This window comes from Citrobacter sp. wls708, from assembly GCF_005281255.1.
GTDB lineage: Bacteria > Pseudomonadota > Gammaproteobacteria > Enterobacterales > Enterobacteriaceae > Citrobacter > Citrobacter werkmanii.
The window spans coordinates 291,180-307,143 of sequence record NZ_SZXE01000015.1; the positions used below are offsets into that span (position 1 = coordinate 291,180).

Below are 15,964 nucleotides of genomic sequence, written 5' to 3' on the forward strand. Positions count from 1 at the left end.
ACCATGAGCTTCAACACCCTGATTGACTGGAATAGCTGTAGCCCTGAGCAGCAGCGCGAATTACTGATGCGCCCGGCGATTTCCGCCTCTGAAAGCATTAGCCGCACGGTGGCCGAGATCCTTGAAAATGTCAAAAACAACGGCGACCAGGCATTGCGCGAATACAGCGCGAAGTTTGATAAAACCGAGGTCGGCGCGCTGCGCGTCACTGAGGAAGAAATTCAGCAGGCCGGGAATCGTCTGAGCGACGAGCTGAAACAAGCCATGCAGGCGGCAGTACGTAATATTGATACTTTCCACAGCGCGCAGATCCTGCCGCCGGTGGATATCGAAACCCAGCCGGGCGTGCGCTGCCAGCAGGTTACCCGCCCCATCGCTTCCGTGGGCCTGTATATTCCAGGGGGATCGGCACCGCTGTTCTCTACTGTATTAATGCTGGCGACCCCGGCGCGTATCGCGGGCTGTAAAAAAGTGGTGCTGTGCTCGCCGCCGCCGATTGCCGATGAAATCCTCTACGCCGCGCAACTCTGTGGCGTGAAAGAAGTGTTTAACGTGGGCGGCGCACAGGCCATTGCCGCGCTGGCACTGGGCACGGAGTCTATTCCAAAAGTCGATAAAATCTTTGGGCCGGGCAACGCCTATGTGACCGAAGCCAAGCGCCAGGTCAGCCAGCGTCTTGACGGCGCGGCAATCGATATGCCCGCCGGACCGTCCGAAGTATTGGTTATCGCCGACAGCGGCGCAACGCCGGATTTTGTCGCCTCCGACCTGCTCTCTCAGGCCGAGCACGGCCCGGACTCGCAGGTGATCCTGCTAACGCCGGACGCTAAGCTTGCCGAAGGCGTGGCCGAAGCCGTTGAACGCCAGCTCGCCGAGCTGTCCCGCGCCGACACCGCGCGTCAGGCGCTCTCCGCCAGCCGTTTAATCGTGGCGAAAGATCTGGCACAGTGCGTTGAAATCTCCAACGCCTACGGTCCGGAGCACCTGATCATTCAAACCCGCAATGCACGTGAGCTGGTGGAAGGCATAACAAGCGCTGGTTCGGTGTTCCTTGGTGACTGGTCGCCGGAATCCGCAGGCGACTATGCTTCCGGCACTAATCACGTGCTGCCAACTTACGGCTATACCACTACCTGTTCCAGTCTGGGTCTGGCTGATTTCCAGAAACGGATGACCGTACAGGAATTAACACCACAAGGTTTCTCTGCGCTGGCCGCCACCATTGAAACCCTGGCCGCGGCTGAGCTGCTGACCGCCCACAAAAATGCCGTCATCCTGCGCGTTAACGCCCTGAAGGAGCAAGCATGAGCACTGACAACTTTCTCAGCGTCACTGATTTAGCCCGTAAGAATGTCCGCGAGTTAACGCCTTATCAGTCTGCCCGCCGTCTTGGCGGTAACGGCGACGTCTGGCTCAATGCGAATGAATATCCCACCGCCGTTGAGTTTCAGCTAAGTCAGCAAACGCTGAACCGCTATCCGGAGTGCCAGCCGAAAGCCGTGATTGAGAATTACGCGCAGTATGCAGGCGTCAAGCCGGAGCAGGTGCTGGTCAGTCGTGGCGCAGATGAAGGGATCGAGCTGCTGGTGCGCGCTTTTTGCGAGCCGGGTAAAGATGCGATTCTGTACTGTCCGCCGACTTACGGCATGTACAGCGTCAGCGCTGAAACGATTGGCGTTGAATGCCGTACCGTCCCGACACTTGACGACTGGCAACTGGATTTACAAGGTATCGCGGACAAGCTTGATGGTGTGAAGGTGGTCTACGTATGCAGCCCTAATAACCCAACGGGCCAGTTGATTAAGCCACAGGATCTGCGTTCACTGCTCGATATGACGCAGGGTAAAGCTATCGTGGTTGCCGATGAAGCGTATATCGAGTTTTGCCCGCAGGCCACGCTGGCGGGCTGGCTGTCTGAATATCCGCACCTGGTAATTTTACGCACACTATCCAAAGCGTTTGCTCTCGCCGGTTTACGCTGCGGATTTACGCTGGCAAATGAAGAAATTATCAATCTGCTGTTAAAGGTGATCGCCCCATACCCCCTCTCTACACCGGTGGCGGATATCGCCGCCCAGGCGCTGACGCCGCAAGGGGTTGCCGCCATGCGCCAACGCGTCCAGCAGATCCTGCAAGAGCGTCAGTTCCTGGTGGAGAACCTGAAAACAATTCGCTGTGTAGAACAGGTCTTCGCTTCTGAAACCAACTACGTTCTGGCGCGCTTCACCGCATCCAGCAGCGTATTTAAATCTTTGTGGGATCAGGGCATTATCTTACGAGACCAGAACAAACAACCCTCGTTAAGCGGCTGCCTGCGTATTACTGTCGGAACCCGTGAAGAGAGCCAGCGCGTCATTGACGCCTTACGTGCGGAGCAAGTATGAGCCAGAAGTATCTTTTTATAGACCGTGATGGAACCCTGATTTCCGAACCGCCAAGTGACTTTCAAGTCGATCGCTTTGACAAACTGGCTTTTGAGCCGGAAGTCGTTCCTGTTTTGCTGAAACTGCAAAAAGCGGGTTTTAAGCTGGTGATGATCACCAACCAGGATGGACTGGGAACCCAGAGCTTTCCACAGGCTGATTTTGACGGTCCGCATAACCTGATGATGCAAATATTCACCTCTCAGGGCGTGAGGTTTGATGACGTGCTGATTTGCCCGCACTTGCCGGCCGATGAGTGCGATTGCCGTAAGCCAAAAGTGAAGCTGGTTGAGCAGTATCTGGTTGAACAGGCTATGGACACCGAGAACAGCTACGTCATTGGCGATCGTGCCACAGATATTCAACTGGCTGAAAACATGGGGATTAGCGGATTACGCTATCACCGGGACACCCTGAACTGGGCGATGATCGGCGAGCAGTTGACCAAACGTGACCGCTACGCCCACGTTGAGCGCAATACCAAAGAAACGCAGATTGACGTCAAAATCTGGCTGGACCGCGAAGGCCAAAGCAAAATCAATACTGGCGTTGGCTTCTTTGACCACATGTTGGATCAAATCGCCACCCACGGCGGTTTCCGTATGGAGATAGCCGTCAAAGGCGATCTGTATATTGACGATCACCACACCGTAGAAGATACCGGTCTGGCGCTGGGTGAGGCCTTAAAGCTGGCATTAGGTGATAAACGTGGTATCAACCGTTTTGGTTTTGTCCTGCCGATGGACGAATGTCTGGCACGTTGCGCGCTGGATATCTCCGGACGTCCTCACCTGGAATACCGCGCTGAGTTTACCTACCAGCGCGTTGGCGATCTGAGCACGGAGATGATTGAACACTTCTTCCGCTCACTCTCCTACACCATGGGCGTTACCCTGCACCTGAAAACCAAAGGAAAAAATGACCACCACCGTGTGGAAAGCCTGTTTAAAGCCTTTGGCCGCACGCTGCGTCAGGCGATTCGCGTAGAAGGCGATACGCTACCCTCCTCAAAAGGAGTGCTGTAATGAACGTGGTGATCCTGGATACCGGCTGCGCCAACCTGAATTCTGTGAAATCCGCCGTTGCGCGCCATGGATACGACCCGGTTGTCAGCCGCGATGCGGATGTGGTGCTCCGGGCCGATAAGCTATTTCTACCCGGCGTTGGTACTGCGCAGGCGGCTATGGACCAGTTGCACGAGCGTGAACTTATTGAGCTGATTAAGGCCTGTACACAACCGGTGCTAGGGATCTGCTTAGGTATGCAACTGCTTGGTCGCCGCAGCGAAGAGAGTAACGGTGTCTCCCTGCTGGGCATTATTGAACAGGACGTCCCCAAAATGACCGATTTTGGCCTGCCGCTGCCGCATATGGGATGGAACCGTGTGTATCCACAAGCAGGCAATCGTCTGTTCCAGGGTATTGACGATGGGGCGTATTTCTACTTTGTCCACAGCTACGCGATGCCAGTGAACCCATGGACTATCGCCCAGTGTCATTACGGTGAACCGTTTACCGCGGCAGTCCAAAAGGACAATTTCTTTGGCGTGCAGTTCCACCCGGAACGTTCGGGTGCGGCTGGGGCGCAGTTGCTGAAAAACTTTCTGGAGATGTAATGATTATTCCGGCATTAGATTTAATCGACGGCACGGTGGTGCGTCTTCATCAGGGTGATTACGCACAGCAACGTGATTACGGCAACGATCCACTGCCCCGCCTGCAGGATTACGCGGCACAAGGCGCACAGGTACTGCACCTGGTCGATCTGACCGGGGCAAAAGATCCGCAGAAACGACAAATACCGCTGATTAAAACGCTGGTCGCGGGCGTCAATGTTCCGGTGCAGGTTGGCGGCGGTGTGCGTACTGAAGCGGACGTTGCGGCACTGCTTGACGCCGGCGTGGCACGCGTGGTGGTCGGTTCGACGGCGGTAAAATCCCCCGAGGAAGTGAAGAGCTGGTTTACCCGTTTTGGCGCCGACGCGCTGGTGCTGGCGCTGGACGTACGCATTGACGAACGCGGTAATAAACAGGTTGCGGTCAGCGGCTGGCAGGAAGATTCCGGGGTTTCGCTGGAAGAGCTGGTGGAAACCTATTTACCCGTTGGTCTGAAGCATGTGCTGTGCACTGATATCTCCCGCGACGGTACGCTGGCGGGTTCAAACGTCGCACTTTATGAAGAAGTGTGCGCCAAATATCCGCAGGTGGCGTTTCAGTCATCTGGCGGTATAGGTGGAATTGAGGACGTAGCCGCCCTGCGCGGGACTGGGGTTGGCGGCGTGATCGTCGGACGAGCCCTGCTGGAAGGTAAGTTCACCGTTGAGGAGGCCATCCAATGCTGGCAAAACGCATAATTCCTTGTCTGGACGTTCGCGATGGACAGGTGGTAAAAGGCGTCCAGTTTCGCAATCACGAGATTATTGGCGACATCGTTCCGCTGGCAAAACGCTATGCCGATGAAGGCGCAGATGAACTGGTCTTCTACGATATCACCGCCTCCAGCGATGGCCGTGTAGTCGATAAAAGCTGGGTATCGCGCGTGGCGGAAGTGATCGACATTCCGTTCTGCGTTGCCGGTGGGATTAAGTCCATTGATGATGCAGCGCGTATTCTCTCCTTCGGGGCGGATAAAATCTCCATCAACTCCCCGGCGCTGGCTGACCCGGAGCTTATCACGCGTCTGGCGGACCGCTTTGGCGTACAGTGCATTGTGGTGGGTATCGATACCTGGTATGACGCCGCAACCGGTAAATATCACGTTAACCAGTATACCGGTGATGAGAGTCGTACCCGCATCACGCAGTGGGAAACGCTGGATTGGGTGCAGGAAGTGCAGAAACGTGGCGCAGGCGAAATCGTGCTGAACATGATGAATCAGGACGGTGTGCGTAACGGCTATGACCTGGAGCAGTTGAGAAAAGTGCGCGACGTTTGCCACGTACCGCTGATTGCCTCCGGTGGCGCAGGCACCATGGAACACTTTCTCGAAGCCTTCCGTGATGCTGACGTTGACGGCGCGCTTGCCGCTTCCGTTTTCCACAAACAAATTATCAATATTGGCGAGTTAAAAACGTACCTGGCAACACAGGGCGTGGAGATCAGGATATGTTAACGAAGCAACAATGTCGCGAACTGGACTGGGAAAAAACCGACGGATTGATGCCGGTCGTGGTGCAGCATGCGGTATCCGGCGAAGTATTGATGCTGGGTTATATGAACCCGGAGGCGCTGGATAAAACGCTTGAAAGCGGTAAGGTAACCTTTTTCTCGCGGACCAAACAACGCCTGTGGACCAAAGGTGAAACCTCTGGCAACTTTCTTAATGTGGTTAACATCGCGCCTGACTGCGACAACGACACCCTGCTGGTGCTGGTTAACCCGATTGGGCCAACCTGCCACAAAGGCACCTCAAGCTGCTTTGCTGACACCAGTCATCAGTGGCTGTTCCTGTATCAGTTAGAACAACTACTGGCTGAGCGTAAAACCGCCGATCCGGCAAGCTCTTACACGGCGAAGCTGTATGCCAGTGGCACCAAACGCATTGCGCAGAAAGTGGGGGAAGAAGGCGTGGAAACCGCACTGGCCGCCACCGTGCACGATCGTTTTGAACTCACGAATGAAGCCTCTGACCTGATGTACCACCTGCTGGTTCTGCTACAGGATCAGGAGCTTGATCTGACCACCGTGATTGAGAACTTACGTAAGCGTCATCAGTAATCTGCAGACGTAAAAATACCGGGCGCTGTGAACTGCCCGGTTTTTTTGTGCTCAGAATAAAACTGCCTTCGACCTGCTACGCTCTGGCTTTGTAACCACGCAGCGCATTTCGCCCCAGCACGATACCTGCACCAATCATTCCCCCCAGCAGAACGGCCAGTACCAGGGTAATGGCTTTTTTCGGACTGTCACGACGAATCGGTAACGTTGGTTTCATCACGTAGCGATAGGAGTGCAACTCTGCCCCTTCAAGCTTAAGATTTCTGATATCCAGCAGTTTTTGTTTTGTCTGGAAGTAGTTATCAGACAATATCAAAGGACGCGTAGCCTCGTGTTCAACCATAGATTTCAGGGCATCGCTACCCAGCAACAGCATGCTGTCCTGCGTAACATCCTGGGTTTGTTGAATTTGCGGCTTAATCACACCAGCCTGTTCAGCATAACGCAGCGCTTCCTGGATTTGCTTAATTCGCAGATCTTTTTGTTCCTGAGCGACCACTTCCTGAGTCTTCAGAGAATCTTCTAGAGTACTGGTTTGCAGCTTGATGTTATCAGCCAGGTCAAGCTCCAGCTCTTTAGCAACATTTTCATCTGTTTGTTGAATGTACTCAGCCAGCTGACGCTGAGCATCTTCTGGAGAACTCGCCACATAGGAGAGCTCTAGCGGCAGTTGTTGGCCTTTAACAGACTGCTCAATCGACAGTTTCTGGGGTATTTCCTGATTAGCAAGCGTTTCTGCCAGGGCAGAGAAAGAGGTACTGAAACGACCAACCACATTTGTCTGAAGTTCAGTCACCTTAGGCGCGTTGGCGCCATACAACACGTTGAGCGCGTTGTTATAGGTGGCTATTTGACCAACATCCGGTTGAGTAATAATTGCGGTAGAGGTCCATTTCTCTTTAGCAACCGCCAGATAGCCCACCGCCAGAACAATGGTAACAACGATCGCGATAACGATTGTTGTTTTCCCACGCCATAACTGCAGCAGCAAATCAATCAGATCAATCTGTTCCGGATCGTTACCGCGCCCGGACATGTTGTTATCACTTACAGACATAGATACCCTAATTAAGGAAGGACTTAAACTCGAATTAGTTTAGCTAAAAATTGAAGCACTTCCATAGGATTAATGATAAAAAATCAAATTGATTGAGAGATTTTGATTGGTATTTTAGTCCCTTGAGAAAAAGGAAGGAATTTAAAAAAAGTGTCAATACTGAAAGGCCACTCTTTGCAGGAAAAGCGTCAAACAGCGGGTTAAATGTCATCAAGCGTAAATGCCAGACATTCTCGTTAATTAAATTCACGGCATGAATATTTATTAACTTACCACTAAAAATGGCATGCGTAAAAAGGATAACCATTAGCTTTTTTGCCATCTGACGGTATTATTTCACTTTTCGTCGCACCAAATAGTGCCTGGCTACTTTTTAGCCGAAAAGAGGAACGAACATGAAATACCTGGTTACGGGGGCCGCTGGTTTCATCGGCTTCCATGTTAGCAAACGCCTCCTTGAGGCTGGCCATCAAGTCGTCGGTATCGATAATCTGAACGATTACTACGACGTGAGTCTAAAGCAGGCCCGTCTGGAGCTGCTGGTACACCCCGGCTTCCAGTTTCATAAGAGTGATTTAGCCGACCGGGAAAGCATGTCAGCACTCTTCGCATCCGGGCATTTTGATCGTGTGATCCATCTCGCTGCACAGGCTGGCGTACGCTATTCACTCGAAAATCCTCATGCTTACGCAGACTCCAATCTCACAGGTTTTCTGAACATACTGGAAGGTTGTCGGCATAATAAAATTCAGCATTTACTTTATGCCTCTTCCAGCTCGGTATACGGCATGAATCGCAAAATGCCTTTCTCAACGGATGATTCCGTCGATCACCCCGTATCCCTGTATGCTGCAACCAAAAAAGCCAACGAACTGATGGCCCATACGTATTCTCATCTGTACGGATTGCCCACAACCGGCCTGCGTTTCTTTACCGTATACGGTCCGTGGGGTCGCCCGGATATGGCGCTGTTCAAATTCACCAAAGCGATGCTGGAAGGGAAAAGTATTGACGTCTATAACTACGGCAAAATGAAGCGTGACTTTACCTATATTGGTGATATCGCAGAAGCAATTATTCGCTTGCAGGATGTCATTCCTGCGCCCAACGAGGAGTGGACTGTTGAAAGCGGTTCCCCGGCAACCAGCTCCGCGCCGTATTGCGTCTACAATATCGGCAATAGTTCACCGGTTGAACTGATGGATTATATCAAGGCTCTGGAAGAAGCTCTTGGCATCGACGCGACAAAAAATATGCTCCCGCTACAACCCGGTGATGTGCTGGAAACCAGCGCGGACACCAAAGCACTGTATGACGTTATTGGTTTTAAACCTACAACAACGGTTAAAGATGGGGTTAAGAACTTTGTTGACTGGTACCGTGATTTCTACAACGTTTAATTAGTAACCTGCTTAAAATAAAAAGGCCTTTAATAAGGCCTTTTTTGTCGAGATGATGATTAATCACTACCGAACAAATCGCGGGTATATACTTTTTCTGCAACATCTGCTAATTCAGACGTCATTCGATTAGAAATAATAACATCCGCTTCATTTTTAAACGCGTTTAGATCGCGAACTACCCGAGAGTGGAAAAATTCATCCTCTTCCATGACCGGTTCATAAATAATAACGGGTACGCCCTTGGCTTTAATACGCTTCATGATCCCCTGAATAGAGGATGCACGGAAGTTATCAGAACCACTTTTCATGATCAATCTGTACACGCCAACCACTTTAGGCTTACGCGCCAGAATGGAATCTGCAATAAAGTCTTTGCGCGTACGGTTAGCATCGACGATCGCGCCGATAATGTTATTCGGCACAGACGCGTAGTTCGCCAACAACTGCTTAGTATCTTTCGGTAAGCAGTAGCCACCGTAGCCAAAGGACGGATTGTTGTAATGATTACCAATACGCGGATCCAGACATACGCCTTCAATAATTTGCCGGGTGTTCAGACCAAGGCTTTCGGCATAGCTATCAAGCTCATTAAAATAGGCCACGCGTAACGCCAGATAGGTATTAGCGAACAGCTTGATGGCTTCGGCTTCAGTAGAATCAGTAAACAGCGTCGGAATATCTTTCTTCACCGCACCTTCCTGCAACAGCGCGGCAAACCGTTCTGCACGTTCGGAGCTTTCACCTATAACGATACGCGACGGATGCAAATTGTCGTAGAGCGCACGACCTTCACGCAGGAACTCAGGCGAGAAGAAAATTTTATCAATGCCAAACTGTTCTTTAATTGAATTGGTAAAACCAACCGGAATGGTGGATTTGATGACCATCACCGCATTTGGGTTAATTGCAACCACATCGCGGATAACAGACTCGACGCTGGAGGTGTTGAAGTAGTTAGTTTTCGGATCGTAATCAGTCGGTGTCGCGATGATCACGTAATCCGCATCACGATAGGCATCATACTTATCAGTCGTTGCACGAAAATTCAGCTGCTTTGTCGCCAGGTACTCTTCGATCTCTTTGTCAACAATCGGCGATTTTTTCTGATTCAGCATCTCGACCTTCGCCGGGACGATATCCAGAGCAACCACTTCATGGTGCTGGGCGATCAGAATACCGTTGGATAAGCCGACATAACCTGTTCCTGAGATAGTTATCTTCATTCGCTCTGTAACTTCTTCCAGTTAAACATTGAGGTTGAGCACACCACCAGCCTTGTGGCGGATCGGCTCAGCATTGAATGAGTATATCGTGATTTGCTATAGCACCGCCTATCAGACCTGACCGAATCCCATTTTTTGACAATAAAAAAGCCCGGAGAAACGCTCCGGGCCTGGCTTTAGCAGTTGGCTATTTCAGATTAATCCAGCCATTCGGTGTGGAACACACCTTCTTTATCGATGCGTTTATAAGTGTGCGCACCGAAGTAATCACGCTGGGCCTGGATCAGGTTCGCCGGCAGTACCGCAGCACGGTAGCTGTCGTAGTAGGCAACTGCAGCAGAGAAAGTCGGTACCGGAATACCATTTTGCACAGCGTAAGCCACGACATCACGCAGCGCCTGCTGGTACTCATCAGCAATGTTTTTGAAGTATGGAGCCAGCAGCAGGTTAGCGATACCCGCATTCTCCGCGTAAGCGTCGGTGATTTTCTGCAGGAACTGCGCACGAATGATGCAGCCCGCGCGGAAAATCTTCGCGATCTCGCCGTAATTCAGATCCCAGTTGTACTCGTCAGACGCAGCACGTAGCTGAGAGAAGCCCTGCGCGTAGGAGACGATTTTGCCCAGATACAGCGCGCGACGCACTTTCTCAACAAACTCAGCTTTATCGCCAGCCAGTTTGGCCTGCGGGCCGGACAGCACCTTAGATGCCGCCACGCGCTGATCTTTCAGAGAAGAGATGTAACGCGCGAATACGGACTCGGTGATCAGCGACAGGGGTTCGCCCAGATCCAGAGAGCTCTGGCTGGTCCATTTACCGGTGCCTTTGTTCGCTGCTTCGTCCAGGATCACGTCAACCAGGTATTTACCCTCTTCATCTTTTTTGGTGAAGATGTCTTTGGTAATGTCGATCAGGTAGCTGCTCAGCTCACCTTCATTCCACTCGGTGAAGGTGGTTGCCAGCTCTTCATTAGACAGGTTCAGGCCACCTTTCAGCAGAGAATAGGCTTCCGCAATCAGTTGCATATCGCCGTATTCGATACCGTTGTGAACCATCTTCACGTAATGACCCGCGCCGTCAGCGCCGATATAGGTCACGCACGGTTCACCATCTTCCGCCACTGCAGCGATTTTGGTCAGGATCGGGGCAACCAGTTCGTAGGCTTCCTTCTGACCACCAGGCATGATGGACGGGCCTTTTAGCGCCCCCTCTTCACCGCCGGATACGCCGGTACCGATGAAGTTAAAGCCTTCTGCGGACAGTTCTCGATTACGACGAATAGTGTCCTGGAAGAAGGTGTTACCACCATCAATGATGATGTCGCCCTTATCCAGATACGGCTTCAGGGAGTCGATGGCAGCATCTGTGCCTGCGCCCGCTTTCACCATTAACAGGATACGACGTGGGGTTTCAAGAGACTCGACGAACTCTTTCACTGTGTAATAAGGAACCAGTTTCTTACCCGGGTTCTCGGCAACAACTTCTTCAGTTTTTTCGCGGGAGCGGTTGAAGATGGAGACGGTATAACCGCGGCTTTCGATGTTGAGCGCCAGGTTGCGCCCCATCACTGCCATACCGACGACGCCGATCTGTTGCTTGGACATTACATACTCCTGTCAGGTGTGGTTGCCCACCGGGCTGCCCCCGGGGGGCTTAAGTGACTAACATGTTAACTCAGAGACAAAGTAAGAAGGTAGCAATTGGTGTACTGATGCTTCCTTTTGGGTAGTAATCATCCATGTCTATACGCACTCAATACGCGCCGTCTCGATGCAAAACGACCTTCACAGTCTTAAACAAAATGGCAATGTCATTCCAGAGAGTCCAGTTTTTGACATACCATGAGTCAAAATAAACGCGTGTTTCATAGTCGACATCATTTCGGCCGCTAACTTGCCACAGCCCAGTCATACCAGGTTTTGCCATCAAATAATAATCAACGTCATCACAATAACGTTCCAGTTCATCTGAAATGATAGGCCGTGGACCAACCAGGCTCATCTCACCTTTTAATACGTTGAATAACTGGGGTAACTCATCAAGGCTGGTTTTCCGAATAAAACGCCCAACAGCAGTGATGCGTGGATCATTCTTTAATTTAAAATCTTTATCCCACTCAGCTCTTGCTGCCGGATCGTTATCCAAAAGTTCTTTTAACACTTCCTGAGAGTTCATCACCATTGAGCGAAACTTGTAGCATGGGAATAATTTTCCGTTTCGCCCAACACGCTGATGCCCATAAATAGCAGGCCCGCCATCACGAGTAACTTTGTACCATAAATAAATCATGAGCGGGGATGCAATTAGCAGAATCAATAAGGAGCAAACAATGTCGAAAGTACGTTTAAGAAAACGAGAAGTCCGCTTTGCGAGATTATTTTGTATTCTCAGCAACATAACTTCATGACTAAAAATGAAGGACATATCGGTATTATACAAAGGTAACCCACGGAAAGAAGGAACCACAGTAACTGAGCGACAATGGTGCTTTGATAACTCACGGAGCCAGTATTGTGTTTTATCGAGTTCTGTATATTCATAAGCCAGAATGTAATGAACATCACCGGTGCGATTCAGATTCCAAATTTCTTCCACATCTTTTATTACAGGTAGTGAGCTAATCTCGCAATCAACAGAATCAGTATCAAAAAATGCGATAACTTCAAAACCCATCATCTCTTCACTTTGTAGGGCACTGTATGCACCAAGTGCATTTTGGCCGCTGCCGAAAATGATAGTTGTTTTTTTCCAGATACCTAACTTATTAAGTAAATGTTTTGTAAACACACGAAATAAGGGTACCAATATCAGCGCAAATGACCAGCAAAATACCCAAACATAGCGAGAAAACTGCCATTTCGTAAATGCGATTAACGCCAAATCAAATACGGCAAAGATCACAATAGTACGAAAAATCTCTTTCAATTCATACCAGAATGGTTTGCGGTAGGTGTAATGACGCAGACGTACCCAAAACCACCCTACACATACTATAGAAAGTATGAAATGGGATATGACGCGTGTATCCAGCTGTTCCTGTGGGACAAATCGTTGTACCTCATCAAAAATCAGGTATACGCATCCCAAAGAAAACCACAAAGCCACATTAAAAAAAACCAGATCTGATATCGCTAATAAGATCTTACATAGCTGTGGATTATACTTATTATCAATATTATCCATTAACCCTCACCCTCAAAATGGGTACCAGATAACCAAGCCAGGCGTTTCTGGAAAGAAACGCCTTATGACTACTGTATTTAAACATTCTGACTAACTTGCTTTTTAATATTAGCGAGTACTGTTTCAACTAATTTATATGCCTCGTCTGGCGAGTCAGCTTCAGCGTAGCAACGTAGCTCTGGAGCGTTACCTGAAGGGCGCAAGTGGACAATATTATTATTGTTAAGTGTAATTCTCAACCCATCAGTCATATCAGTATATAGTATATGGTGATCATTTAATCCGATATACTCTAAGAATGCTTTTGGGTCCGACAGTCCAACATTTATCATCGACATGCTTGTGTTGGCACTAACATTCTGTAATCTATTAGAATGGGTGTAGCGAACAGGAAGTTTTTCAACTACTGCACTAATACCTTTATCCTTACTTCTAAAAAGAAGCATAATAGCGGGTAATACCGCATCACGCGTTGGTAACGCTTTAAGTAACTGCTGATTAACACAGATATCACTGCCTAATAAAAAACCACCATTTGCCTCAAATCCTACAATGCGATTATAGTTTTCAGATAATGTAGAAAATGCAGCTATAACATAAGGCGAACCAATTTTAGTACGCTCCACATGTTTGAAGAAATTACCTGATGAAATTGTACTATTGCAGCTTACAGGAACAGCGACAGCATCAGCGGCTAACTCAAGTGAACACAAGAGGCCTAGCAAATCCCCTCTTAGCCAGTTCCCATTTTCATCCGAGATAAGAGGACGATCACCATCCCCATCGGTAGAAAATATAGCATCTAACTGAAATTCCGCGGCCCATTTGATTGCCTTATTTCTGTCATCTTCACTCACAGCTTCCGTATCAATAGGAACAAATTCATCACTTCTGGCTAAAGTGATGACAGTAGCGCCCAAAGCGTTAAACAGTGGCTTATAGAGATCACGTCCAGCGCTTGAGTGCTCATAAATACCAATACGCTTGTTTTTCAGAAAAGGTGTTGGGAACAATGAAGTATATCGTGAAATATAATTTTCAGCTGCAACTGGAGAGACTGTCAATTCCTCAGATTCTGTCTGGCTAAATGAAGCGTCGGCATGAATAATAGAAATCTCATCATCTTTAGTTATTTCACCATCAGGCCTATAAAATTTGAGGCCATTACGATCAAAAGGAATATGGCTCCCTGTGACCATAATTGCAGGTATACCATCAGAAATAGATTGATAAGCCAAGGCTGGTGTCGGAATTACACCATAGAAAACGATATTGATGCCTTTTTCCTGTAGTGCAGCGGCACAAGCTTGGGCCATTGAGTAGCTACTCGGACGATTATCTATGGCTAGCGCGATAGTATCGAATGAGAACTGTTGTTGCATCACAGTCAAAAATGAAACTGAGAAAGCAGCACAAACCTCAGGCGAAAAATTAGTGACAAGACCGCGAGCACCGCTTGTTCCAAAAACAATTCCAGAATTATTAATAATATCTCGACTATTATAAAAACTGTTCATCAATTTCTCACTCCGAATATCCAGAACGCTGTTCCAGGCGTATGATATCATCCTCACTAAGATAAGTACCTGACTGGATTTCAATTAATTCCAATGGGATAACTCCTGGATTTTCTAGCGCATGGATGGTATTAACTGGTATAAATGTTGATTCATTTTCCGAAACTATAAAGGTTAGTTCACCCTTAGTAACGAGAGCGGTTCCTGATACGACGATCCAGTGCTCTACTCGATGCTCGTGCATTTGCGCAACAAATTTCTCACCAGGCTTAACACTTATACGTTTGACCAAGTAATTATCACCACTATCAATTACAGTATATTTTCCCCAGGGACGGAAGGTTTCCAGATGTTTTTTATGTTCGTTTCTGTTGTTCTTTTTTAGATAATCAACGACTTTTTTAACATCTTGTACTGAAGCTTTATCAGAGACTAATAACGCATCCGCAGTCTGAATGATAACTAAGTTATTTACTCCTATTGTGCTAATAAATGCACTTTCGGAGTAAATATAGTTATCTTCACTGCTATGGGCAAATACATCGCCATGCAAGACATTTCGTTGCTGATCTTTATGTGAAATATCCCAAAGTGAAGACCAAGAGCCTACATCCGACCACCCAGCATCCATAGGTACAACTACTGCGTGTTGCGTATGCTCCATTACCGCATAATCAATGGAATTACTCGGACATAAAGTAAATGACTCTTTATCAATACGGATAAAATCAAGATCCGGATTAATACGACCAACTGCTCTCTTGCAAGCATGGTATATATCAGGAGATAATTGTTTTAGTTCATTTAAGAAGCTACTTGCACGAAATAAGAACATACCACTGTTCCAATAATATTTCCCAGATTCAATATAATGACACGCAGTATTATAATCTGGTTTCTCTACAAATTCTGCGACAGCATAAGCTTGTGCATCAATGGCCTCACCTCTGCGAATATAGCCATAACCCGTTTCTGCGTGCGTAGGGACGATACCAAAAGTAACTAACTTACCGAGAGTTGCATGAGATTCAGCATGGTTAATAGCTTCAATAAATGCCTTTTCATCACGGATAACATGATCCGCAGCCAAGATTAATAATAATGGATCTTCATCATCAGTATTTTGGAGTGCACAAAAAGCAGCGAGTGCGATCGCTGGGGCAGTATTACGCCCTACAGGCTCAAGAATAATATTATTCGCAAGTTTATCAATAGCGCGAAGCTGTTCAGCAACAAGGAATCGGTGACTATCATTACAAATAACAACCGGTTCGCTAACCAAAAGTGGAGACAGTCGCTTAATGGTGTTTTGCAGCATTGAGAACTCACCCTCAACGGTCAAAAACTGTTTGGGATGATGTTCGCGTGAGAGCGGCCACAAGCGACTACCCGTGCCACCAGCCATTATTACTGGTACTAATTTTGACATTTAATTAACCACTA

14 protein-coding genes are annotated in these 15,964 nt (G+C 48.6%); 8 read left to right on the forward strand and 6 right to left on the reverse strand.

The annotated features are described in order from the left end of the window. Nucleotides 1-3 precede the first annotated feature (3 nt). From hisD to hisIE, 7 genes are read left to right on the forward strand one after another with little or no spacing between them, the layout of a single operon-like run. Complete coding sequence (hisD, locus tag FDW97_RS06720; RefSeq protein WP_137350801.1) at nucleotides 4-1,308, forward strand: histidinol dehydrogenase; 1,305 nt, start codon at nucleotides 4-6, stop codon at nucleotides 1,306-1,308. Beyond that, nucleotides 1,305-2,384, forward strand: a complete 1,080-nt coding sequence (hisC, locus tag FDW97_RS06725) for a histidinol-phosphate transaminase (RefSeq protein ID WP_069323521.1) — start codon at nucleotides 1,305-1,307, stop codon at nucleotides 2,382-2,384. The genes hisD and hisC overlap by 4 nt, the downstream gene beginning before the upstream one ends. Next, a complete protein-coding gene (hisB, locus tag FDW97_RS06730; protein WP_137350802.1) occupies nucleotides 2,381-3,448 on the forward strand; it encodes a bifunctional histidinol-phosphatase/imidazoleglycerol-phosphate dehydratase HisB in 1,068 nt (355 codons plus the stop codon). Before hisC ends, hisB begins: the two co-directional genes overlap by 4 nt. Beyond that, the gene (gene hisH / locus FDW97_RS06735; RefSeq protein ID WP_038641727.1) at nucleotides 3,448-4,038 is read left to right on the forward strand and encodes an imidazole glycerol phosphate synthase subunit HisH; all 591 of its coding nucleotides are present in this window, start codon (nucleotides 3,448-3,450) and stop codon (nucleotides 4,036-4,038) included. The genes hisB and hisH overlap by 1 nt, the downstream gene beginning before the upstream one ends. Then, entirely contained in the window at nucleotides 4,038-4,775 is a 738-nt protein-coding gene (gene hisA / locus FDW97_RS06740) for a 1-(5-phosphoribosyl)-5-[(5-phosphoribosylamino)methylideneamino]imidazole-4-carboxamide isomerase (protein ID WP_137350803.1), read from the forward strand. Before hisH ends, hisA begins: the two co-directional genes overlap by 1 nt. Continuing rightward, nucleotides 4,757-5,533: an imidazole glycerol phosphate synthase subunit HisF gene (gene hisF, locus FDW97_RS06745; protein WP_038641731.1), complete on the forward strand. Its 777-nt coding sequence runs from the start codon at nucleotides 4,757-4,759 to the stop codon at nucleotides 5,531-5,533. Before hisA ends, hisF begins: the two co-directional genes overlap by 19 nt. Beyond that, nucleotides 5,527-6,138, forward strand: coding sequence for a bifunctional phosphoribosyl-AMP cyclohydrolase/phosphoribosyl-ATP diphosphatase HisIE (gene hisIE, locus FDW97_RS06750; RefSeq protein ID WP_038641733.1), 612 nt, complete (start codon nucleotides 5,527-5,529; stop codon nucleotides 6,136-6,138). The genes hisF and hisIE overlap by 7 nt, the downstream gene beginning before the upstream one ends. A 76-nt stretch (nucleotides 6,139-6,214) precedes the next feature. On the opposite strand, the gene wzzB is transcribed toward hisIE, so the two are convergent. Further along, the gene (gene wzzB / locus FDW97_RS06755) at nucleotides 6,215-7,195 is read right to left on the reverse strand and encodes an LPS O-antigen chain length determinant protein WzzB (RefSeq protein WP_085047953.1); all 981 of its coding nucleotides are present in this window, start codon (nucleotides 7,193-7,195) and stop codon (nucleotides 6,215-6,217) included. A 395-nt stretch (nucleotides 7,196-7,590) separates the two neighbouring features. Here wzzB and FDW97_RS06760 point away from each other — a divergent pair, with 395 nt between their 5' ends. Beyond that, nucleotides 7,591-8,595: an NAD-dependent epimerase gene (locus tag FDW97_RS06760; RefSeq protein ID WP_085047952.1), complete on the forward strand. Its 1,005-nt coding sequence runs from the start codon at nucleotides 7,591-7,593 to the stop codon at nucleotides 8,593-8,595. A 59-nt stretch (nucleotides 8,596-8,654) separates the two neighbouring features. Here FDW97_RS06760 and ugd read toward each other — a convergent pair whose 3' ends face one another. The 5 genes from ugd to FDW97_RS06785 all read right to left on the reverse strand — a co-directional run bounded on the left by ugd (nucleotide 8,655) and on the right by FDW97_RS06785 (nucleotide 15,950). Continuing rightward, entirely contained in the window at nucleotides 8,655-9,821 is a 1,167-nt protein-coding gene (gene ugd, locus FDW97_RS06765; protein ID WP_085047951.1) for a UDP-glucose 6-dehydrogenase, read from the reverse strand. A 197-nt stretch (nucleotides 9,822-10,018) separates the two neighbouring features. Next, nucleotides 10,019-11,425 carry an NADP-dependent phosphogluconate dehydrogenase gene (gene gndA / locus FDW97_RS06770; protein ID WP_069323513.1) on the reverse strand — a complete coding sequence of 469 codons (1,407 nt, stop codon included), beginning with the start codon at nucleotides 11,423-11,425 and terminating at the stop codon, nucleotides 10,019-10,021. Between the two features lie 148 nt (nucleotides 11,426-11,573). After that, nucleotides 11,574-13,004: an undecaprenyl-phosphate galactose phosphotransferase gene (locus FDW97_RS06775; RefSeq protein WP_085047950.1), complete on the reverse strand. Its 1,431-nt coding sequence runs from the start codon at nucleotides 13,002-13,004 to the stop codon at nucleotides 11,574-11,576. 77 nt (nucleotides 13,005-13,081) lie between these two features. Beyond that, a complete protein-coding gene (locus FDW97_RS06780; protein WP_085047949.1) occupies nucleotides 13,082-14,521 on the reverse strand; it encodes a phosphomannomutase in 1,440 nt (479 codons plus the stop codon). A gap of 7 nt (nucleotides 14,522-14,528) precedes the next feature. After that, entirely contained in the window at nucleotides 14,529-15,950 is a 1,422-nt protein-coding gene (locus tag FDW97_RS06785) for a mannose-1-phosphate guanylyltransferase/mannose-6-phosphate isomerase (RefSeq protein ID WP_085047948.1), read from the reverse strand. Nucleotides 15,951-15,964: the final 14 nt, after the last annotated feature.